This is a genomic window from Sphaerisporangium sp. NPDC049003 (assembly GCF_043197795.1).
Classification (GTDB): Bacteria; Actinomycetota; Actinomycetes; order Streptosporangiales; family Streptosporangiaceae; genus Sphaerisporangium.
Map to the genome: position 1 here is coordinate 1 of NZ_JBICTU010000039.1, position 20274 is coordinate 20274.

The following is a 20274-nucleotide window of genomic DNA, read 5'->3' on the forward strand; positions in this document are numbered from 1 at the left end:
TGTGGATCAACAAACCACTCACGTCTCAAGACGACGGCGCTTCACCACAAACCACACAAGTAGCCTGATGTCTCAACACGTTTGACAGGTTCCGGCGGGCTCCAGCACCAACCTTGAGCGTTACCTGGCGTTGCGCAACGCCTACGGCGACGAGCCTCCGAAGGTCGGCATCGGAATCCTCTCCTATGCCGGGTATCCCGGCCTCAACGACTGGTCCATCCCGACGGACCTCGCCGTGTACACCCTCCCGGCCGGCGTCCAGGCCCGGGTGCCGAGCTTTGAGACGTGGTTCCGCCTGCTCGACGAGGAATTCGGCGCCTCCGCCGCCTACCCGCTCTCGGCCCAGGTCGACCTTGTTCTCGCGTACTCCCGTCTCGGCCCGCACGAGGACGTCGTCGGAGCATTCCAGACCGTGACCGGCTGCAGGCGGTCCGCGCTGCTCAAGGGGAAGGAGCCGTCGGCGCGAATCGGCTGCGACGCCTCCTTCCTTCGCGCGCTGGCGGCCGCCGGGCCTTCTCCTTACGAAACCGGTGAGTCGAGGTCGTGCTTCCAGAACTTCGCCTCGGGATACCACGGCCCGAGGAACGCAGCCGCGATGCGGGCTGTGCTGTACCAATGTCAGGACCTGGGGTTCCTCAACACCGGCGTCGCGCTCGGCTACAACACCTATGCGAATCCGTTCGTCTGCGCACCCGCCTTCAAGCAGTCGGTACGGCAGAAGTACACGGGCAGGGAGTTCATCGTGCCGAACATGAACTTCGACGCGCTCCCGAGCCACATCGACATCGAATTGGACCTCGGCCAGCCCTCGGAAAGAGGCTTCCTGCGGACCGGTTACTGCTCGACCGGGTGCGGACACCTCGCGCCACCTGGCCCCGTCTACCAGGGCCAGGTGGTCGCGGCTTCCGGCGAGGTCCTTCGCGAGCTTTAGCGGGGGCGGGCGGAGGCGAGGCCGGGTGGAGCCGCGGCGAGGGCCTTCTGGATGGCCTCCACCAGGGCGAGGGCCGACTCCTCGGTGAGCTCGACCGCCACCCGGGCCGAGGGGCCCTCGGACGGGTTGGTGAAGTCGATGTTCACCGTGTGCTCGTGGCAGGCGTGGAAGGGGTGGTCGACGTAGACCAGGCCCTCCCTGACCGTGAACCAGCCGGTGCTTCCCTTGCCGGCGCCGTCGAGCTCGATCTTCTCGGTGAGGTAGGTGCACATACTGATCTCTCCTGTCAGGCGCTGAGGTGACGGCCGTAGAAGTTGAAGATCTTCTTCCAGCCCTCCGTCGCGGCGGCCGGGCGGTAGGCGGGCCGGTCGACGGAGAAGAACCCGTGCCCCGCGTCCGCGAAGAGGTGGAACTCGTGGTCCTTGCCGAGCTTCTCCAGCTCGGCGGCCAGCACCGCGACCTCCTCCGGCCCCGGATACGAGTCCTGCTCGCCGAACAGCCCGAGCAGCGGGCAGGACAGGCCGGGAGCCTTGGAGATCAGCGGAGAGACCTTGAGCGGGAACTCCGCGGGCGGGTCGTTCACCACGAAGGCGCCGTAGCAGTCGACCGCCGCGTCGAGCTGGAGCGAGCAGGCCGCCAGGAACGCCTGCCGGCCGCCCGAGCAGTACCCGATCACGCCGATCTTGCCGTTGGCGTGGTCGAGCGAGTTGAGGTACGCGGCGGCCCCGGCGACGTCGCCGACGAGCTGCTCGTCCTTGACACCGCCCTTCGCCCGCGTGGCGGCGGCCTGGTCGTCGGGGCTGACCCCGGCTCCCTCCCGCGAGTACAGGTTCGGGCAGATCGCCGCGTACCCGTTCACCGCGAACCGCCGCACGATCTCCTTGGTCGCCAGGTCGTACCCGGGCAGGTGGTGGATGACCACCACACCGCCGCGCGGACCCTCACCGAGCGGCCGGGCCAGATAGGCCTCCAGCTCGGCCCCCTCGTGCCCGGCGACGGAGACCGTGCCTGCCCATATCGCGTCGTTCATATGCGTGCCTCCTTGTGCTCCACGGGAGCCTGGTCTGTGTAGTCGTACCGGCCGCCGCGCAGGGCGGAGGCCATGGCGGCGATGGTGGCCATCACCGCGGCGCTGATGAACACGGTCACCAGCCCATGGTGGAACGGACCGGAGATCAGCTCAGGGAAGAACCGCTTCCCGGTGAGGACCGCCACGTCCTGCGCCGGCAGCGTGCCCATCACACCGGTCGAGGAGAGCAGGTGGCCGATCGGGTTGTCACCCAGGAAGGCCGCGAACAGCGTACTCACCGGCGGCAGGCTCGCCACGTGGGCGGCGGCCGAGGCGGGCACACCGTGGCTCTCCAGGCCCGAGGTGAGGGCCCCGGGCAGCGTGCCCGACAGCCCCGCGACCATCAGGGAGAAGAAGACGCCGATGGACAGGGCGCTGCCGGAGTTCTGGAAGGTGGCCCGCATGCCCGAGGCGACCCCGCGCCGGCCGGGCGGCACGCTGCTCATGATGGAGGAGGTGTTCGGCGCCGAGAACATCCCCATGCCGATGCCGCAGGCCAGCAGCAACAGGGCGAACGGCGGGTAGGTGAAGCGCACGGGCAGCAGCATGAGCCCGACGAAGGACAGCGCTGTGATCATCAGCCCGCCGGTGGCGAAGACCCGCGAGCCGTACCGGTCGGACAGGTGGCCCGAAAGCGGTCCGGCGATCAGGAAGCCGACGGTGAGCGGGAGGATGTAGATGCCCGCCCACAGCGGGGTGTCCTCGAAGTCGTACCCGCGCAGCGGCAGCCAGATGCCCTGCAGCCAGATGATCAGCATGAACTGCAGCCCGCCCCGAGAGATCGATGTCAGCAGCGTGGCGAGGTTGCCGGCCATGAACGATCGGATCCGCATCAGCCGAAGGTCCAGCATGGGTTCGGCCACCTTGGTCTCGACCACGCAGAAGACGACGAGCACCAGGATCCCCGCGCCCAGCCCGGTGAGGACCAGCGGGTTGCCCCAGCCGGTCGGGCTCCCTCCGTACGGCTGGATGCCGTAGGTGATCGCGGCGAGGATCGCGCTGGTGCCCGCCACGAAGGTCAGGTTGCCCGCCCAGTCGATCCTGGCCCTCTTCGGGCTGCCGACCTCGCGCAGGCTGCGGTACGACCAGATGGTGCCGAGGACGCCGAAGGGCACGCTCACCCAGAACACCGCCCGCCAGTCGATCACGGCCAGCAGCCCTCCCGCGACCAGGCCGAGGAACTGCCCGGCCAGCGCGGTGACCTGGTTGACGCCGAGCGCCATGCCCCGCTGCGAGGCCGGGAACGCGTCGGTCAGGATGGCCGCGGAGTTGGCGGTGAGCATCGCGCCGCCGAAGGCCTGGACGAAGCGCCAGCCGATCAGCCAGAGCGCTCCGCCGCTCTTGGTGAAGGGGTCCACCGACAGCGCGAGCGAGGCGACGCTGAAGATCGCGAAGCCGAGGTTGTACAGCCGGACCCGGCCGAACATGTCACCCAGCCGCCCGAGCGCCACGACCAGCACCGCCTGCGCCAGCAGGTAGCCGAGGATCATCCACAGCAGATAGCCGATGTTCCCCGGATCAAGCGGGTCGAGGCCGATCCCCCTGAAGATCGCCGGAAGCGAGATGATCACGATGGACGCGTCCAGCGTGGCCATCAGCACGCCCAGGGTGGTGTTCGACAGGGCGATCCACTTGTAGCGGTCGCCGCTCACCACAGGTCGCGGAAGTGGGCGCGGACCGTCCTACTCCCGAGGCGGACCGTCCCACGCCGGCGGCGGATCGTCCCACGCCGGCGGCGGATCGTCTCGCTCTGGGAGTGGATCGTCTCACTCCGGCGGCGCTCCGCCGGAGCCGCACACCCGGAGGCGGATCGTTCAGGCGCCATTTGCCTCACTCCTGTCCATGATGTCGTTGAGCAGACCGGCCGCCTCGCGCAACCGCGAGGTGTCCTCGTCGCTGAGCTCCTCGATGGCGGTGACGAGCCATCGGGCCCGCCGGGCGCGCTGCTCGGCGATGACCTTCTGCCCGCGCGGAGTGACCGACCAGAGGATCTGCCGCCGGTCGTCCGGGTCGGGGGCGCGCTCCACCAGTCCTTGCTCGTGCAGCGCCGCCAGGGTGACCGCCATCGACTGCGGCGTGATGTGCTCGGCGGCCGCGAGACCACTCGCCGTCATGGGGCCGCCGCGTCGTAGCCACCCCAGCGCGGTGGCGTGCTGGTACGGCATGCCCGACTCTCGCCGGAGGCGGCGCACCACCCGGCCGAGCGCCGTCCGCAACTCCTCGGCCACCGTCTCCGCCTGCGCTTGGTCAACCACGCCACCAGAGTACACAGTTCAACTTAACAGTTAAACTGCCGATATTTCCGGCTGGCAGGGGCCAGGCTTGTTCCACAGGATGCGATCTCGCTAGATTCCCGGCTCGTACGGCTCGCGGGCCGGCTGGGTCTGGAGGCGCCACAGGGCGCCGCAGCAGCCCAGGATCAGGAACATCACGTTGGTGATCATGGGGAAGCTGAAGGCGTCGAAGGTGCCGAAGCCGAAGATGGCCACGGCCATCGAGGCGGCGAAGCACTGGGCGAGGTGGCGGGTCTCCTCGTCGGTCGCGGCCTTCCTCGCCTGCCGGGCGAGCACCCAACCGGACAGCAGGAACACGATCAGGGCCAGCACGCCGACGAGGCCGGTCTCCAGGGCCGACATCAGGTACTGATTGTCGATCACGCGGTAGATGCGCGGGAGGTAGGTCGCGAAGCCCTGGCCGAACAGCGGGCGTTGCGTCACCGCCTGGACGACCGCGTCGTAGTCGCCGGTGCGCGTGGTGGAGTTCTCGTCGGAGCCGATCACGGAGACGAGGTTCAGCACGGTGCCGATGAGCCCGGGGATGACCAGGCGCATCACGATCGAGGCGACGCCGAAGATCAGGATCGCCCGCAGCCGCCACTCGGAAGGCCAGGTCGGCAGCAGCACCACCATCACGACGAACAGGCCGAGGATGGCCGAGCGCGACACGCTCATCGGCAGCGCGCTGGCGATGAGCGCGACCATCAGCCACCGCTTGCGGCGCTGCTCGGGGATGCGGCAGTAGATCGCTCCATGCAGCGCGAGCGGCAGCACGGCGGCGAGGACCACGCCGAGCTCGATGGGGTGCGTGGCGGTGCCGGCCGGGCGGAAGAAGCCCTCGCGCTCGAACAGCACGGCCGACCCCTTCTCGACGAGGCCCGGCAGGGCGAGGTAGCGGGTCACCTCGATGCCGGTGAAGAACTGGATCATCGCGACGAACGCCGGGAAAGACGCCCCCAGCACGATGCGCTGCCGCAGCGTCTCCAGGCGCTCCATGCTGTTGATGCCGTCGGCGGTGACCAGGGAGATGCCCGCCCAGCCTCCGACGAGCACGAGGCCGAGGTCGGCGGCGTTCACCTCGTCCGCCGAGAGCGGCCGGGTGGCCGCCGCGACGTAGCTGGCGAGGACGGCCAGGGCGAAGAAGACGATGACCGGACGTACCGGTTGCCGCCCCCGGATCGGGGTCCACCGCGGCGAGAGCGTGGACAGCAGGTACCAGACCAGCAGCAGCACGGCCACCATCGAGGAGGGCGAGCCCGCTCCGCCGAGGGGGCCGACCACGTACCGGGCGGGCATCACGAACAGGACGATCAAGAAGAACGTCATGATCGTCACCGGGTCGACGCGCGCCTTCGGCAGGATGGACCGGCGTTCAGGCGGCCGGCGGGTGGGGGGGCGGACCCGCGCGGCCTCCGACGTGCTGGTCACCGACCTGGCCTGGTGGGGTCGAACACGACGTACGGCTCGTCGTCGGAGTCACCCCCGGCGGAGTGCGAGCCGGGGGTCTGCCGGGAACGCAGCCCATTGGACTCAGGCGCCTGACCGGAGGGCCACCCCTGTCTGGCGCCGTTGCCCGCGGTGTCCCTCGACGGGGACCCCGAGCCCGAGGGAGGGGCGCCCCTCGGACGGTCCTTGTCGTCGGACCAGACATAGAGGTCGTCGTCGACCTTGATGGCCGGGAGCGGGACGGTGTAGCCCTCGTCGATGCTGTGCTGGTGCGCCCAGGGGTCGCGGGGCTCGGAGGGCGACCCGGGCTTGGCAGAGGAGGACGCGGAGTTCGCGCGGCGGTCGTGCAAGCGCGGCTCGGGCGGCTCGATGGGCCTCGGAGGCCGCGCCGGGGGCCTGCTGCGCGGCGCGACGCCGTTCGCGGGCCGTTGAGGGGCGCCGCCGGCGGAACGTTGCACGCGCTGCTGAGGCGGGCCCACCGGAGGCTGCCCGGCCCTGGCGGTCACCACGTCGGGCTGGGACGACCGGCGGCGCTTCTGCGCCACCGACTCCAGGAACAGCGGAACCCCGATGGTCAGCAGCATGCCGCCCGCGAAGATGATCACCAGCAGGCGGATCTTCTTCTCAGGGGTCAGCTCGGCCTTGTCGCTGGAGGTGACCAGCTCGGCCCGGATCGTCGCGTCCGGGAGGATGGACGACTTCTGCTGCATCTCGGTCAGCCGCTCCTGGCTGAGCGTCGCGAGCGTCTCCATCGTGGCCTGGGCGACCTTGGGGTCGGCCCCCGTGGCCGTGATGTCGAGGAGCGGACCCCGCGAGTCCTGCGCGAGGCCCACGGTGAAGTCGGCGGTCTTACCCTCGTCCTTGAGCTTCTGCAGGGTGCGCTCGTCGCTCATGCCACGGGAGATGACCTCGGCCGTGATGGTCAGCGAGGCGTCGAACGCCAGCCAGGGGTTGCCTCCCACCGGCTGAGAGCCCTTCCTCGACGACAGGAAGACCACGGTGGCCTTCGACTCGTACTGCCAGGGAATCGCTATGAGCGCCCCGACCGTCGCCGCGATCGTGACGGCCAGCAATGCCAGCGTCACTGGCCACCGCCGGAGCAGCGCACGCAGCGAATCAAGCAGGTCCATAGTGTCCCTTCACCCCCGCCCGGCCGGCCACATCTGTGATTCCCACCCCGCCGAGTCGCCGAGGTAGGACGCGCGAACACATCGGCGCGTTGTCATCGCCCTCAAGTGTTTCCTCTGAGTGCTTTCTTTACCAGGCCCGTCCCAAAACTCCATACGCCTGTGCCACGATGTGTCGGTGCGAAGGCGAGTGGTTGTGCGGAGCTGCTGCCTGGCGCTGATCTTCCTGGTCGCCGCCTGTGCGGTGCTGTGGGTCCGTTATAGGTCACCTCTTTACCAGAGTTCGGTCACGGTCGCCTTCATAACCAAGACCAACCACTTTCAAGGTGAGGTCTACGACCACTTCACCGACAACCACATCTATATGGCCCTGGCCACGGCCCGTTTCTTCGACAACCCCAGCACCCAGGAGCGGCTCCGCTCCATGGGAGGCACCGCCTCCTTCCACTACGCGGTGGCGCACTGGGGCAACGAGGAGCTCCCGGTGTACGGCCAGCCGTACGCCTCCATGCAGGCCCTGTCCGACAACCCCAAAGAGTCGATCGACACGCTCAACCTGGCGCTCCAACTTCTCACCCAGAAACTCCAGCGCCTGCAGACCTCGGCGGGAGCCACGGGGCGGGTGATGATCAAGTATGAGCCCATCGGCGGCATCATCGGACCGGAGCGGCAGGGCCTCCAGAAGAGCCGTGCCACCGTGGGCATCGGCCTCATCACCGTCCTGATGTCGGTCGTGGCCATGTCCCTCACCCGTGACCGCAGTGGCGGCTCGCCCGGCACGTCACCCGCACCACGCCCGACGGCCTCTCCAGGCCCTGTGAGACGAGCACGGCCGTCCCGCGTCGGGGCCGGCACCAATCTGTAGTTGAGATCCACGAAAGGTGACAGCGCTTCCCGCGAGCCCGCTGTGGAGCGTTCCGAAGACCTATGACCTGGAGCTTTCGGTGTCCTCATCGCTGCCGCGCCGTTGTGCCCCGCTCGTCGTCTCCCTCGTGATCGGCGGCGCTGCCGCGGCCGGCTGCGGCGCGAGCGGCACGGCGGACGACGGGCGCGAGCCCATCCCCGGGCACACTCCCCAGCCCGAGGTCCGGCCCTCCCCGGAGAACAACGGCTTCCCCTCCGCCGCGACCACGGGGGTGCGGCCCGGGAGCCCGCTCAAGAAGGTCGGCGAGGTCACCGTCATGAAACCGGGGGCCATCGTCGAGAACCTCGAAGTGCACGGCAAGCTCAACATCAAGGCCGACAACGTGACGGTCCGCAACGTGCGGGTGATCGGCGAGGGCGACTGGTCGATCATCCAGGCGGAGGGCGCTTCCGGCGCGGTCGTCGAGGACTGCGAGATCTCCGGCGACGGCGTCGTCAAGGCGCAGTGGGGCGTCCTGAACCAGGGTGGCGACATCACGGTGCGGCGCGCGAACATCCACACCGTCTCGAACTCCGTGGGCACCGACCACGGTCTCATCGAGGACTCCTACATGCACGACTTCAAGGAGTATCCCGGCGACCACGTGACCGGGCCCCAGATCAACGGGTCTCCCCAGAAGGGCCTGACCCTGACGATCCGCCACAACACCATCCTCAACCAGATCGCCCAGACCTCCGCCATCTCGATCTATCAGGACTTCAGCAGGGCACACGACGTGCTCATCGAGCGCAACCTGCTCGGCGGCGGTGGCTACGCGATCTACGGCGGGGCCGGCAAGTTCGGCACTCCCACCGATATCCGGATCATCGGCAACGTCTTCACCCGGCGCCTGTTCCCGAAGGGCGGCTTCTGGGGGCCCCTGACCTACTTCGACACCAAGGGCAAGGGCAACCGCTTCGAGGGCAACGTGTGGGAGACCACCGGCGAGCCCGTCGCCCCCTGACCGGACCAGGCTCACGTCGCGGCGGGCGAGTAGGCGTCCCGCAGCAGGAGCCGCGGACGTCCCGAGCCGTCGGAGGGCACCGTCCACACGTCCGAGCTGTCGCCCCGCAGCCTGCTGTACATCACCGTGCGCGCGTCGAGCCAGGCCACCTGGTCGTCCACGTTCGCGGGCTCGGCGAGCGCGGTCTCCCGGCCCGACCGCAGGTCCAGCGTGTACAGCCGCCACGGATCGCCGCTGCCGCCCATCCTCTTCTTGTACGCCACGTGAGTGCCGTCCGGTGAGAGCGACGGGCACTCGGCGTTCTCGCGGAGCACGCGCATCCGGCGCTCGGCGAAGTCGCCCTGCACCAGGTAGGTCCTGCCCTCGCTCGACACCGTTGCGTAGAAGCGGTTGTCGTCGGCCGCGAAGGTGACACCCCAGTAGTTCAGGTCGGGTGCCCTGAAGACGCGTCCGTCCTTCTCAAGCGTCAGGTCCTCCAGGCTCTTGACGAGCGTGCCCGTACGGGTGTCGAGGATGCCCGCGCGCGTGGAGAAGCCGACGCTGAGATAGGAGTCACCCGCCACGAAGAAGGTCCAGGCCGCCATGCGCCCGCTCGCCGAGACCCGCGCCCTGCTCGGAATGCCCGAGAGCGAGATCCGCCGCACCTCGCGCAGGTGGTCGTCGACCACGATGGCCTCCGACTTGGTGACCACGCCGTTGGTGACGCGCAGGCAAAGTCCGGTGCCCGCCGCCGCGTAGAAGCGCTTGCAGCGCAGGCCCGTGGAGCGCGGCTGCCCCTCTCCGCTCGCGGGCACCGCGAGGACCGTACCGCTGTCCGGCGAGGCGCCCGCGCGCACCATGAGAAGCTCGCCCGGCTCCAGGGAGGTCTGCCGGAGCGCCGGGCCGGCGCTCGCCGCGGCCCGCTCGGGCGCCTGCGCCTCCGGCCTCGCCCGCAGGACGTAGACCACCCCGACCGCGCCGAACAGCAGGACCGCGACCACGAGGATCACGACCCGCGCGCGCCCGGACAGCGCCGAGACTTTCACGCGGGCCCACCCGACCGGCCGCCACCCTCAGCGGTCCCCCCGCCCGACCCGCCGGCCTCGCCGTCCACCGAAGCGGTCGCCCCGCCGGACTCGCCGTCCACCGAGACGGTCGCCCCGCTCGACTCGCCGTCCGCCGAGGCGGTCTCCTCGCTCGGCCCGCCGGCCTCAGGGGTCACCGGGACGGCCGGGCCGCTCAGGTGGCCGTCGTGTTCGGTGTACGTCTCGCCGGTCTCGGGGCAGCGCCACAGGCCGGGCGCGTCCTGCCGTAACGTCACGCCCGCGCGGCCGACCCAGCCGATCCGGCGCGCGGGGACCCCCGCCACCAGGGCGAAGTCGGGAACGTCCCGGGTCACCACGGCCCCGGCCGCGACCAGCGCGTGCCGCCCGATCGTGCGCCCCGCGACGACCACGGCCCGCGCCCCGATGGAGGCGCCCGCCCGTACGACCACGCCCTCGGCGGTCCAGTCGCCGTCACGCTTCAACCCGCCGTCGACGTCGGTCGAGCGAGGGTAGACGTCGTTGGTCAGCACGGCGGCGGGCCCGACGAACACGCCGTCCTCCAGCACCGCAGGCTCGTACACCAGGGAGTAGTTCTGTAGCTTGACCCGGTCGCCGATCTGGACGCCCGGCCCGACATAGGCGCCCCGCCCGAGGATGCACCCCTGGCCCAGCACGGCCTGCTCGCGGACCTGGGCGAGGTGCCAGATCTGGCTGCCCGCGCCGATCTTGGCGCTCGGGTCCACGTCGGCGGTGGGCGCTATTCGCGGTTCGGTCATCGGGAGCTCCCATTGAGGGTGAATACTTCGGAAGTATGCCAAGCGCGAGCGTCATCATCCCGGCGCACAACGAGGGCCGCGTAGTCGGCCGGCTCCTCGCGCGCCTCCTGGAGGAGGCCGCCCCCGGCGAGTTCGACATCGTGGTCGTGGCCAACGGCTGTGACGACGACACCGCGTCGGTCGCGCGCGGCTTCGGCGTCACCGTGATCGAGACGCCGGTGCCCTCCAAGCGCGAGGCCCTGCGGCTCGGCGACGAGGCCGCCCGCGCGCATCCCCGCGTCTACGTGGACGGCGACGTCGAGATGGGCACCGCCGACGTCCGCGCCCTCCGCGACGCCCTCCTGGGCGGCAGCCTCGCCGCCGCGCCCGAGAGGGCCCTGGTGCTGCGCGACCGCCCGTGGACGGTACGCGCCTACTACGCGGTGTGGAGCAGGCTTCCCGCCGTGCGCGAGGGGCTGTTCGGCAGGGGCGTGATCGCGGTGTCCGAGGAGGGCAACCGCCGCATCATGGATCTTCCCCCGGTGATGGGCGACGACCTCGCGGCCTCGCTCGCCTTCACGCCCGCCGAGCGGCAGGTGGTGCGCACGGCGCACGCGGTCATCCACCCGCCGAGGACCCTCGGCGACCTGATGCGGCGCCGGGTGCGCGCCGTGACGGTCGTCGCGGAGATCGAGCAGGGCCCTATGGCGGGGCAGGAGGCCCGCACGGGCCTTCGCGACCTGATCGCCATCGGCGCACGCGCGCCCTGGCTCCTGCCGCACCTCGGGGTGTTCCTCGCCGTCACGGTGGCCGCCCGCGCCCGGGCGCGCCGCGCCGTGCGGGCGAAGGACTACACGACCTGGCTGCGGGACGAGAGCAGCAGGACCTGAGCTGTCAGGCCCGCCTGCGGCCCTGGACGTACTCCTTCACCACCATCCAGGCGAACCGGGTGTTGGTCGACAGGTAACGCGGCCCCAGCCGGAGGGGCTCCTGGAGGAACCGGTAGAACCACTCCAGGCCGAGCCTCTGCCACAGGACGGGGGCCCGGCGCACCTTTCCAGCGAAGACGTCGAACGAGCCGCCGACGCCGTGGATCACCCCTGCCTGGACGTCCTCGGCGAACCGCGCGAGGAAGATCTCCTTCTTCGGCGAGGTCATGCCGAGGAACAGCAGGTCGGGCTTGGCCTCCCCGATGCGCGCCGCCACCTCGGGGGCCTGCTCGTCGGTGAAGTAGCCGTCGCGCGCCCCCGCAACCTCCAGCCCCGGATAGCGAGCGCGCACCTCGGCGACCACCCGTTCGAGCACCTCGGGCCTGGCCCCGAGGAAGTACGCGCGGTACGACCGCCTCGCGCCCTCCTCCATCAGGGAGGTGAACAGGTCGATGCCTGCGACCCGCTCGGGCAGCGGACGGCCGAGGAACCGGGAGGCCCACACGATGGCCTGCCCGTCGGCCACGACGAGGTCGCACGAGGTCACCGAGTCGCGCAGCAGCTCGTCCTCGCTCATGCGGACGGCCTTGGCCGCGTTCACCACGCCGATGGTGAGGTTCTCCCGTCGGTCGACCGCCGCCACGCACCGGGCGACGGTCTGCTCCATGGTGAGAGCGTCGAGCGACAGCCCCAGCAGCGCCCTGCGGGGCGGGGCGGCGCCGTTCACCCGTGCTTCCCGCGCGTGTCGCGGGGCAGCGAGAACAGCCACGCGTAGAGCAGCCACCCCAGCTCGTACGGGCGGCACTCGCGGTCGACGGCGAGCGGCGGGTAGATGCGGTCGAGCACCCCGATGCGCGAGCCCTGGTTGATCGCGGTGGCCACGGCGCGCACGCCTCGGACGATCTTCTTCGGGTCGTCCCTGGCGGCCTTGCGCCACGTCAGGTCGAGCTCCTCGACGATCAGCTCGTCGTCGATCTCGGGCCTGGAGGTCATCCAGTGGAGGCCGAGGGCGATGTCCTTCATATAGGAGGTGCCGCCGGCGTCGGCGAGGTCGAGCAGGGCCATCGGGGCCATCGAGAGCTGGTGGACGCTGTAGACCGGGTAGCCCTCGACCACCCCGCCCGTACGGGCGTCGTAGTGCCACCACCACTGGCCCTCCGGCCCCTGCGCCGCGCAGATGCCCGCCGCGATCTGCTCGGCCGCCCTGAGCGCCGCGTCGTCGCCGGTGTGGGCGTGCAGGCGCGCGAGGGCCTGGAGGGGATAGACCTGGTCGGCGAAGCAGCCGACGTGGGCGCGGTACCAGGAGGCGGGGCCGAGGACGTGCCGGTAGAGCCGGTCGTCCCCCAGGCCGGTGAGCAGCCTCTGCCCGGCGTGCTCCAGCCGCCTTTCCAGCTCTGGAGCCCCCGCCTGCACCCGGTGCGCGGCGGTCAGGGCGGCCAGCGCCCACGACGCCTCGACCGTGTAAACCGGGTCGCCCGTGTTCAGCGCGCCTTCGAGCTCCGCCAGCCGGTGGAGGCCCCTGTCGAGCTCCGGGTGGCCGGTCTCGGCCGCCGCCCACGTGATGAGGGCCACGTCGCCGAGGTTGGCGATGTCGGGAAGCCCCTTGATCAGGTTTCCGACCAGATCGACGACGGTGTCCCCCGCCAGGGCGGCTCGCTGCGTGCCCTCCGGCAGGGTGGCCACGCCGAGGGCCACGATGGCGCTGTAGCGCACGCTCCGCCCCTCGGGGACGGCCGTCCAGCGCCCGTCGTCGCCGCGCCTGCCGCGCCTGGTGAAGACGAACTCACCGTTGGCGTAACCGGGAGGAAGCCCGCGGACCGACAGGTCGACCATGCGGTCGACGAGCGCGGCCGCGGGTGCGTCGATTTCGGCGAGCGCACCGAGACGACCCTCATGGCGAGTCATCGCTCACCCCCCAAACTTGTGATCAGTAGAAGACGGCATTGTCATGGTTTTCAGGCATCCCAGCCACCGCGCCACCTGCCGCGGGCGGCCCACAGCTCGGCCCAGTCGCCGCGCTCGGCCGTGGGACGGCCCTGCCGATCGGTGTCCGGAGGTGCCACGCGACGACTGAGCGCCGCCCTGAGCCAGACGCCGAACAGCAGCATGGCGGCGCCCAGTCCGCGCAGGCCGCGCGGGAAGTGGCGCCGGATCACCGTGATCTTTCCGGTGAACAGCAGCACCAGCTTGTTCAGGCTGGAGGAGGACATGCCTCCGGGATGCACGAACACGGCCCGGTCTGTCACCATCGGCCGGTAACCGGCGGCCCCGGCCCGCAGGCACAGGTCGGCGTCCTCCCCGTACATGAAGATCGCGGTGTCGAACCCGCCCACCTCGTCCCAGACGTCGCGGGCGACGAGCATCATCGCCCCGGTGACGATGGGCACCCGTCGCTCACCGGTCCAGGTCGTCGGGGACTCGGGGTCGAACAGCGCGCGGCCCGGGAAGACCGTGGACAGGCCCGAGGCGAAGCAGAACACCGACCACGGCGTGGGCCTCCCCCACCAGGAACGGGGGTCGTTCTCGCCCGTCTCGGTGACGCAGCGCCCGCCGACGATCCCCGCCCGGGGATGGCGCTCCGCGCACTCCAGCAACCGCGTGAACGCCTCGGGCCAGACCTCCGCGTCGGGGTTCACGAAGACGAGGTACCGGCCCGCCGCCACCTCCGCTCCGGCCACGCATCCCTCGGCGAACCCGCCGTTCACACCACGGGCGACGACCCTGGCCCACGGCGCGGCGGCCCTCGCCACCTCCACCGTGTCGTCCGGGGAGTTGTTGTCGACGACGATCACCTCGGCGTCCGTGGCCTTGGCCGCGCTCTCCACCGCCGCGAGACAGCGGGCGATGTACCCGGCGCTGCGGTAGGTGACGATGATCACAGACAGCTTCACGCGCGTGCCCTTCTCAGCAGAGGAACGGCGACGGCGAGCGCGACGCCGAGGCCCGCCGCCATCGCGACCACGGCGGCCTGCGGCCCGCGCGCCGTCCACAGCACGCCGAAGACCCACGAGGCGGCCATCGCGCCGAGCGCCTGGCCGGTCTGCACGACCGCGAGCCCCGTGGCCCGCCGCTCCTCCGGCAGCAGGGGCCCCGCGAGCGCGCTGACCACTCCGTCGGTGGAAGCGTACGACAGGCCGCGCAGCACCAGCGCCGCGACGAGGACCGCAGGACCGGGCGGGAGCAGGAGCAGCGCGTAACAGGCGAGCAGGGCGACGTATCCGCCGATCACGACCGTGGAACGCCCCACCCGGTCGGCCAGCCGCCCGAACGGCACGGCGGCGACGAGGTAGGCGGCCGAGACGCCGACGGGGAACAGGGGAAGCCAGCTCGCCTCGATGTCGAGCCTGCTCTGCAACATGAAGTACAGGAAGGAGTCGCTGATGGTCGCGAGCGACAGCGGCAGCATCGCGAAGAGCACGCGGCGGAACGGCCTCTCCCTGAGCAGTTCCAGCGCCCCCCGCAGCGACACCTTCGGCCGCTCACGCCCACCGGCCCGTGAAGGCCCACCCCCGGCGGCCCGTGAAGGCCCACTCCCGTCGGCCCGTGAAGCCCCGCCCCCGTCGCCCCGTGAAGCGCCCCCGTCGGACCCTGAATCCTCACCCGCCGCGGGCGGTGTACGTCCGCCCGCCGGGCCGCCAGGCTCGTGGACGAAAAGGACCATGATGAGCACGCCCACCATGGCCACGCAGCAGCTCACCACGAACACCGGGTCGTAGTCGTTGGCGCTGCCGACGGCCGCCACCACGCCGAAGGCGGCGAGCGGGCCCATGAGCGCGCCGGCGGTGTCCATGGCGCGGTGCAGCCCGAAGGCGCGGCCCTGCGCCTCCGGCGGGGCGCTCAGCGAGATCATCGCGTCCCGGGGAGCGGTGCGCAGCCCCTTGCCCGCCCGGTCGAGGCCGATCACCAGGCCGATCAGCGGCACGGAACGGCCCACGAGCACGTAACCGAGCTTGCAGACGGCCGACAGGCCGTACCCGACGCCCGCCACCAGCTTGCGGCGGCGGAAGCGGTCGGCGACGTGCCCGCCCACGAGCCGGAGCACGGCCGTCGCCCCGGTGTAGACGCCGTCCAGGAAGCCGAACTGCATCGGGCTGAGCCCGAGCTGGTAGATCAGGTAGAGCGGCAGGATCGCCGTCACCATCTCCGAGGAGACGTCGGTGAACAGGCTGACCGCCCCGAGCGCGACGACGTTGCCCGTGAGGACGCGTCCCACCCCGCCCGAGCCCCGGCCGTGGGGCCCCTCGCCTCCGCTCGGCGGGGATCCGCCGTCCTCGCCCGATGCGCCCGGCGACGGCCGCTTCTGGGAGTCGGCCCGGCGCGTCTCCGACAGGTACATCAGGCCGGGCCTCCGACCATGGAGGGCCATGCCTCGTGGAGCGCGTCGCGCCAGTGGCGGATCGGGGGCATGCCCGCGAGGGCCCATCGGTCGTGGCCGAGCACGCTGTAGGCGGGTCTGGCCGCCGGGCGGGCGAAGTCCGCGCTGCCGACGGGCCTCACCCGGCCGGGATCGGCGCCGAGGAGCCTGAAGATCTCGCGGGCCAGGCCGTACCACGTCACCTGGCCGGAACTGGTGCCGTGATAGACGCCGGGAGGCGCGTCGGCACGCGCCAGCCGTAAGAGCTGAGCGGCGAGGTCGGTGGTCCACGTCGGCTGGCCGAGCTGGTCGTCCACCACGCCGACGGTCTCGCGACCGCCCTCCAAGGCGATCATCGTCTGGACGAAGTTCTTCCCTGACGCGCCGTAGAGCCAGGCGGACCGCACGACGTACCCGGCTTCGGGGAGCAGCCCGAGTACGGCCCGCTCGCCGGCGAGCTTGCCGCGCCCGTAGGCGTTGACCGGCCGCGTCGGGGCGTCCTCGGCGTACGGCGCGCTCGCCGTCCCGTCGAAGACGTAGTCGGTGGAGATGTGGAACAGGCGGGCGCCCACCTCGGCGCAGGCGGTGGCAAGGGCGCGCACGCCGCCGCCGTTGACCGCGAGGGCGTCGACCTCGTGCTCCTCGGCGTCGTCCACGGCCGTCCAGGCGGCGCAGTTGACCACGACGTCCGGCTTCTCCTGCCTGACGACCTCGCGCACACCGTCGGGATAGCGCAGGTCGAGGCGGTCACGGCCGTACGGCAGGACGTCCGGCGAGGCGGGGTCGTTCGCCAGCTCGGCCACCAGTGCGCTTCCGAGCATGCCGGCGGCGCCGGTGACCAGCAGCCGGTTCACTGATCACCCTTGAGGTGCTTCCACCAGGTGGGGTTGTCGACGTACCACCGGACGGTGGCGGCGATGCCCTCGTCGAAGCCCGTGCCCGGGGCGTACCCCATGCTCCGCAGCTTGGAATCGTCCAGGGAGTAGCGCCGGTCGTGCCCCTTGCGGTCGGGCACGGGCTCGACCGCGCTCCAGTCGGCGTCGAGCTCGTCGAGGATGCGCTGGGTGAGCTCCAGGTTGGTCAGCTCGGCCGTGCCGGCGATGTGGTAGACCTCGCCCGGCTCGCCCCGCTCCGCCACGAGCTGGATGCCCCGGCAGTGGTCGTCGACGTGGACCCAGTCGCGCACGTTGCCGCCATCACCATAAAGCGGGACTTTCAGGCCTTCGAGAATGTTAGTCACGAAGAGCGGGACGACCTTCTCGGGGAACTGGTACGGCCCGTAGTTGTTGCCGCAGCGGGTGATCGACACCGGCAGGCCGTGGGTGACGGCGTAGGCCCGGGCGATCAGATCGCTGCCCGCCTTGGCGGCGGCGTACGGCGAGCGGGGCTGGAGGGGGGCGTCCTCGGCCCACGAGCCCTCGTCGATGGTCCCGTAGACCTCGTCGGTGGACACGTGGACCACCTTCGGCACGCCCGCCTCCAGACAGGCCTGCAGCACCGTCTGCGCGCCGAGCACATTGGTGCGCACGAAGGCGGCGGGACCGTCGATCGACCGGTCGACGTGCGACTCGGCGGCGAAGTTGACGACCACGTCGTGGCCTGGAACGACCTTGGAGAGCAGCGCGGCGTCGCAGATGTCACCGTGCACGAGGTCGTAGCGCCCCTCGACGGGCTCCAGGTTGGCGAGATTTCCGGCGTACGTGAGCAGGTCCAGCACCGTGACGCTCGCTCCTGCGAACGCCGGATAGCCTCCCGAGAGCAGCGTGCGGACATAGTGCGACCCGATGAAACCGGCGCCGCCGGTTACGAGAATCCTCATGAGCTGATCTGCACCTTGCTGTGATCGCCGAGCACCAGCCGGTGGGCTCTGGGTGTGTTGGGAGCGGGCGTGACCTCGACGTCATGCCCGATCAGGGACGCCTCGATCCGGCGAACCCCGTGAATGGACGCACGCCGCAGCAGAATCGAGTACTCGATCTCGCTGTCCACTACGTGACAGTCCTCCGCCACGGAGGTGAAGGGCCCGATGTAGGAGTCCCTCACCACGGCGCCTGCGCCGATGACGACCGGCCCGACGATGCGCGAGCGGGCGACCTCGGCCCCCGCCTCGACGACGACCCTGCCGATGATCTCGCTGGCGTCGTCCACCGTGCCGTCGAGCCTCTGGTCCAGTTCCTCCAGGAGAATCCTGTTCACCTCCAGCATGTCGGTGACGTTGCCGGTGTCCTTCCAGTAGCCGGAGATGAGGGTGGAGTCCACCCGGTGCCCGGCGTCGAGAAGCCACTGGATCGCGTCGGTGATCTCCAGCTCGCCGCGCCAGGAGGGCTTGAGCGCGGAGACCCCCTCGTGAACCGCGGGAGTGAAGAGGTAGACCCCGACCAGCGCGAGGTCGCTCTTGGGCGAATGGGGTTTCTCTTCCAGCCCGACCACCCGCCCGGCGGCGTCCAGCTCCGCCACCCCAAACTGCCGGGGGTCGGCGACGCGGGTGAGCATGATCTGGGCCGAGGGACGCTCCTCGTGGAACCGCCTCACCAGCGGCTCGATGCCGCCGACGATGAAGTTGTCGCCGAGGTACATGACGAAGTCATCCTCGCCAAGGTAGTCGCGGGCGATCAGCACCGCGTGGGCCAGCCCGAGCGGCGCCTCCTGCCGCAGGTAGGTCACCTCCAGGCCGAACGCCGACCCGTCGCCGACGGCGCCCTCGATCTCCGCGTGGGTGTCGCCGACCACCATGCCGACCTCGCTGATGCCCGCCGCCGCGATGGCCTCCAGGCCGTAGAACAGCACGGGCTTGTTGGCCACCGGCACCAGTTGCTTGGCGGAGGTGTGGGTGATGGGCCGGAGCCGTGTGCCGGACCCGCCGGCGAGCACGAGCGCCTTCACTAGTAAGCCCCTCCGCCACGGGTGACGGCGGACCAGGTCTTCCACAGGATCTGCAGGTCGAGGATGAGGGACCAGTTCTCGACGTAGCGCAGGTCGAGCCGTACCGACTCCTCCCACGACAGGTCGGACCGGCCGCTCACCTGCCACAGACCTGTCATGCCCGGCTTGACCACGAGCCGCCGGCGCACGTCGGTGCCGTACTGCGCGACCTCGTCGGGAAGCGGCGGGCGCGGCCCGACCAGCGACATCTCACCGCGTAGGACGTTGAGCAGCTGCGGCAGCTCGTCAAGGGAGTAACGCCGCAAAAAACCGCCCACACGGGTGATCCGTGGATCGTTCCTCATCTTGAAGAGCACGCCGTCGAACTCGTTGTCCTCGACGAGGTCGAGTTTCAGCTTCTCGGCGTTCCGCACCATCGTGCGGAACTTGAAGACCCTGAACTCGCGCCCGTCGCGGCCCACCCGGGTCTGCTTGAACAGCGCGGGACCCGGGCTGGTGGTCCTGACCAGCACCGCGATCACCAGCATGGGGATCGCGAGCACGGTCAGCACGGCCGTCGCCACGAGCCGGTCGAACAAGCTCTTGACGACCTGGCGCGTCCCGTCGAACTCGGGGTGCTCGACGTGGAGCAGCGGCATCCCCGCGACCGGGCGGATGCTCGTACGGGGGCCGGCGACGTCCATGAGCGCGGGGGCGACGAACAGCTCGGTGCCCTTGCTCTCGATGCTCCATGCGAGGCGGCGCAGCGCGGCGCCGTCCAGCTCGGGGCAGGCCAGCACGGCCACCGCGTCCGCCGAGACCTTGTCGGCCACGGCCGCGACGTCGCCGAAGTCGCCGTAGACCGGGATGCCGTCGACGTCGAGCCCGTTGCCCGGGAACTGCCCGGGCGGCAGGCACGCCGCCACGACCCGCATGCCGTGGTACGGCTGGCGCCGGAACTGCATCACCAGGTCGAGCACGGCGGTCCTGTGACCGACGGCCAGCACGCGGCGCAGATACTCGCCCTCGGCGCGGCGCCGGTGCAGGCGCTTGCGCATGCGGTGGCGGAACACCAGGGTGAGGATCGTCGCGAGCGGCAGCATCGCCATGACGTAGCTGCGCGCGATCATGGTCTGGGTGGCATAGGCGCCGATCGCCACGGCGGCCGTCAGCCCCACCCCGCCGTCGAAGACCGCGCGGAACTCCTCGCTTCCCTCTCCGTGGCTCCTCTCACGGTAGACCCCGGCCAGTGCCATGGCGCCGGGCCAGGCGAGTCCGAGGCCGAACCCGAACAGCAACTCCGACCAGGGGATGAAGGCGCCCACCCAGAGCCTGAACCCCATTACCGCCTCGCACGCGATCATGGCGCATGCCATGTCGCCCGCGAGAAGAGCCCGCATATAGGAGCGCGTCCAAATGCTGGACGCCGTCAGCGGGCCCGTTTCGAGAAGCGCGGCACCGCGCTCCTCCAACCCCACCCTCATGCCTACCTACCCCTACCACTGACCTGCTCCTGCCAGACCGTGCAGATAACAGACGGCCGTTGCGTCTCTTTGGTTGACACACAACCCGGAAACATCACGAGCGCGGGTACCCGTTCAAATACTAAAGATCGTTATTAACGAGCGAAAT

General features: G+C 70.5%; 20 protein-coding genes. 4 read left to right on the top strand and 16 right to left on the bottom strand.

The features are described 5' to 3' along the window. Positions 1-130: 130 nt before the first annotated feature. Positions 131-931 (top strand): hypothetical protein, encoded by an 801-nt coding sequence (locus ACGFIV_RS31960; protein ID WP_392838569.1) that lies wholly within the window; start codon positions 131-133, stop codon positions 929-931. Here ACGFIV_RS31960 and ACGFIV_RS31965 read toward each other — a convergent pair. The 6 genes from ACGFIV_RS31965 to ACGFIV_RS31990 form a co-directional block, all read right to left on the bottom strand. Continuing rightward, complete coding sequence (locus ACGFIV_RS31965; RefSeq protein ID WP_358547642.1) at positions 928-1203, bottom strand: DUF6295 family protein; 276 nt, start codon at positions 1201-1203, stop codon at positions 928-930. The genes ACGFIV_RS31960 and ACGFIV_RS31965 overlap by 4 nt on opposite strands. A 14-nt stretch (positions 1204-1217) precedes the next feature. Beyond that, positions 1218-1961: a dienelactone hydrolase family protein gene (locus ACGFIV_RS31970; protein ID WP_358547645.1), complete on the bottom strand. Its 744-nt coding sequence runs from the start codon at positions 1959-1961 to the stop codon at positions 1218-1220. Continuing rightward, complete coding sequence (locus ACGFIV_RS31975; protein WP_358547647.1) at positions 1958-3652, bottom strand: MFS transporter; 1695 nt, start codon at positions 3650-3652, stop codon at positions 1958-1960. The genes ACGFIV_RS31970 and ACGFIV_RS31975 overlap by 4 nt, the downstream gene beginning before the upstream one ends. 162 nt (positions 3653-3814) lie before the next feature. Beyond that, the gene (locus ACGFIV_RS31980) at positions 3815-4255 is read right to left on the bottom strand and encodes a MarR family transcriptional regulator (RefSeq protein WP_358547649.1); all 441 of its coding nucleotides are present in this window, start codon (positions 4253-4255) and stop codon (positions 3815-3817) included. Between the two features lie 90 nt (positions 4256-4345). Then, positions 4346-5704 carry an O-antigen ligase family protein gene (locus ACGFIV_RS31985; RefSeq protein WP_392838572.1) on the bottom strand — a complete coding sequence of 453 codons (1359 nt, stop codon included), beginning with the start codon at positions 5702-5704 and terminating at the stop codon, positions 4346-4348. Next, the gene (locus tag ACGFIV_RS31990) at positions 5701-6852 is read right to left on the bottom strand and encodes a hypothetical protein (protein WP_392838574.1); all 1152 of its coding nucleotides are present in this window, start codon (positions 6850-6852) and stop codon (positions 5701-5703) included. The genes ACGFIV_RS31985 and ACGFIV_RS31990 overlap by 4 nt, the downstream gene beginning before the upstream one ends. A gap of 175 nt (positions 6853-7027) precedes the next feature. On the opposite strand from ACGFIV_RS31990, the gene ACGFIV_RS31995 reads away from it, so the two are divergent. Together ACGFIV_RS31995 and ACGFIV_RS32000 are read left to right on the top strand one after the other, a co-directional pair. Continuing rightward, entirely contained in the window at positions 7028-7714 is a 687-nt protein-coding gene (locus ACGFIV_RS31995) for a hypothetical protein (protein WP_358547657.1), read from the top strand. Positions 7715-7730: 16 nt separating this feature from the next. After that, positions 7731-8717: a hypothetical protein gene (locus tag ACGFIV_RS32000; RefSeq protein WP_392838577.1), complete on the top strand. Its 987-nt coding sequence runs from the start codon at positions 7731-7733 to the stop codon at positions 8715-8717. Positions 8718-8728: 11 nt separating this feature from the next. On the opposite strand, the gene ACGFIV_RS32005 is transcribed toward ACGFIV_RS32000, so the two are convergent. Beyond that, positions 8729-9742, bottom strand: a complete 1014-nt coding sequence (locus ACGFIV_RS32005) for a hypothetical protein (protein WP_392838579.1) — start codon at positions 9740-9742, stop codon at positions 8729-8731. Then, a complete protein-coding gene (locus tag ACGFIV_RS32010; RefSeq protein WP_392838581.1) occupies positions 9739-10518 on the bottom strand; it encodes an acyltransferase in 780 nt (259 codons plus the stop codon). Before ACGFIV_RS32010 ends, ACGFIV_RS32005 begins: the two co-directional genes overlap by 4 nt. A gap of 35 nt (positions 10519-10553) precedes the next feature. On the opposite strand from ACGFIV_RS32010, the gene ACGFIV_RS32015 reads away from it, so the two are divergent. After that, positions 10554-11387: a glycosyltransferase gene (locus ACGFIV_RS32015; protein ID WP_358547669.1), complete on the top strand. Its 834-nt coding sequence runs from the start codon at positions 10554-10556 to the stop codon at positions 11385-11387. 4 nt (positions 11388-11391) lie between these two features. Here ACGFIV_RS32015 and ACGFIV_RS32020 read toward each other — a convergent pair whose 3' ends face one another. Genes ACGFIV_RS32020 through ACGFIV_RS32055 form a run of 8 tightly spaced genes read right to left on the bottom strand, consistent with a single transcriptional unit; the run spans position 11392 to position 20126 of the window. Then, positions 11392-12153: a WecB/TagA/CpsF family glycosyltransferase gene (locus tag ACGFIV_RS32020; protein WP_358547672.1), complete on the bottom strand. Its 762-nt coding sequence runs from the start codon at positions 12151-12153 to the stop codon at positions 11392-11394. After that, a complete protein-coding gene (locus ACGFIV_RS32025) occupies positions 12150-13331 on the bottom strand; it encodes a hypothetical protein (protein WP_358547675.1) in 1182 nt (393 codons plus the stop codon). The genes ACGFIV_RS32020 and ACGFIV_RS32025 overlap by 4 nt, the downstream gene beginning before the upstream one ends. A 50-nt stretch (positions 13332-13381) precedes the next feature. Beyond that, positions 13382-14317: a glycosyltransferase family 2 protein gene (locus ACGFIV_RS32030; RefSeq protein WP_358547678.1), complete on the bottom strand. Its 936-nt coding sequence runs from the start codon at positions 14315-14317 to the stop codon at positions 13382-13384. Then, the gene (locus ACGFIV_RS32035; protein WP_358547681.1) at positions 14314-15762 is read right to left on the bottom strand and encodes an MFS transporter; all 1449 of its coding nucleotides are present in this window, start codon (positions 15760-15762) and stop codon (positions 14314-14316) included. The genes ACGFIV_RS32030 and ACGFIV_RS32035 overlap by 4 nt, the downstream gene beginning before the upstream one ends. Continuing rightward, complete coding sequence (rfbD, locus tag ACGFIV_RS32040; protein ID WP_392838585.1) at positions 15762-16634, bottom strand: dTDP-4-dehydrorhamnose reductase; 873 nt, start codon at positions 16632-16634, stop codon at positions 15762-15764. Before rfbD ends, ACGFIV_RS32035 begins: the two co-directional genes overlap by 1 nt. After that, entirely contained in the window at positions 16631-17599 is a 969-nt protein-coding gene (gene rfbB / locus ACGFIV_RS32045; protein ID WP_358547686.1) for a dTDP-glucose 4,6-dehydratase, read from the bottom strand. The genes rfbD and rfbB overlap by 4 nt, the downstream gene beginning before the upstream one ends. Beyond that, on the bottom strand, positions 17596-18663 hold the full coding sequence (locus ACGFIV_RS32050; RefSeq protein ID WP_358547689.1) for a glucose-1-phosphate thymidylyltransferase: 1068 nt from the start codon (positions 18661-18663) through the stop codon (positions 17596-17598). Before ACGFIV_RS32050 ends, rfbB begins: the two co-directional genes overlap by 4 nt. Beyond that, entirely contained in the window at positions 18663-20126 is a 1464-nt protein-coding gene (locus tag ACGFIV_RS32055) for a sugar transferase (RefSeq protein WP_358547692.1), read from the bottom strand. The genes ACGFIV_RS32050 and ACGFIV_RS32055 overlap by 1 nt, the downstream gene beginning before the upstream one ends. Positions 20127-20274: the final 148 nt, after the last annotated feature.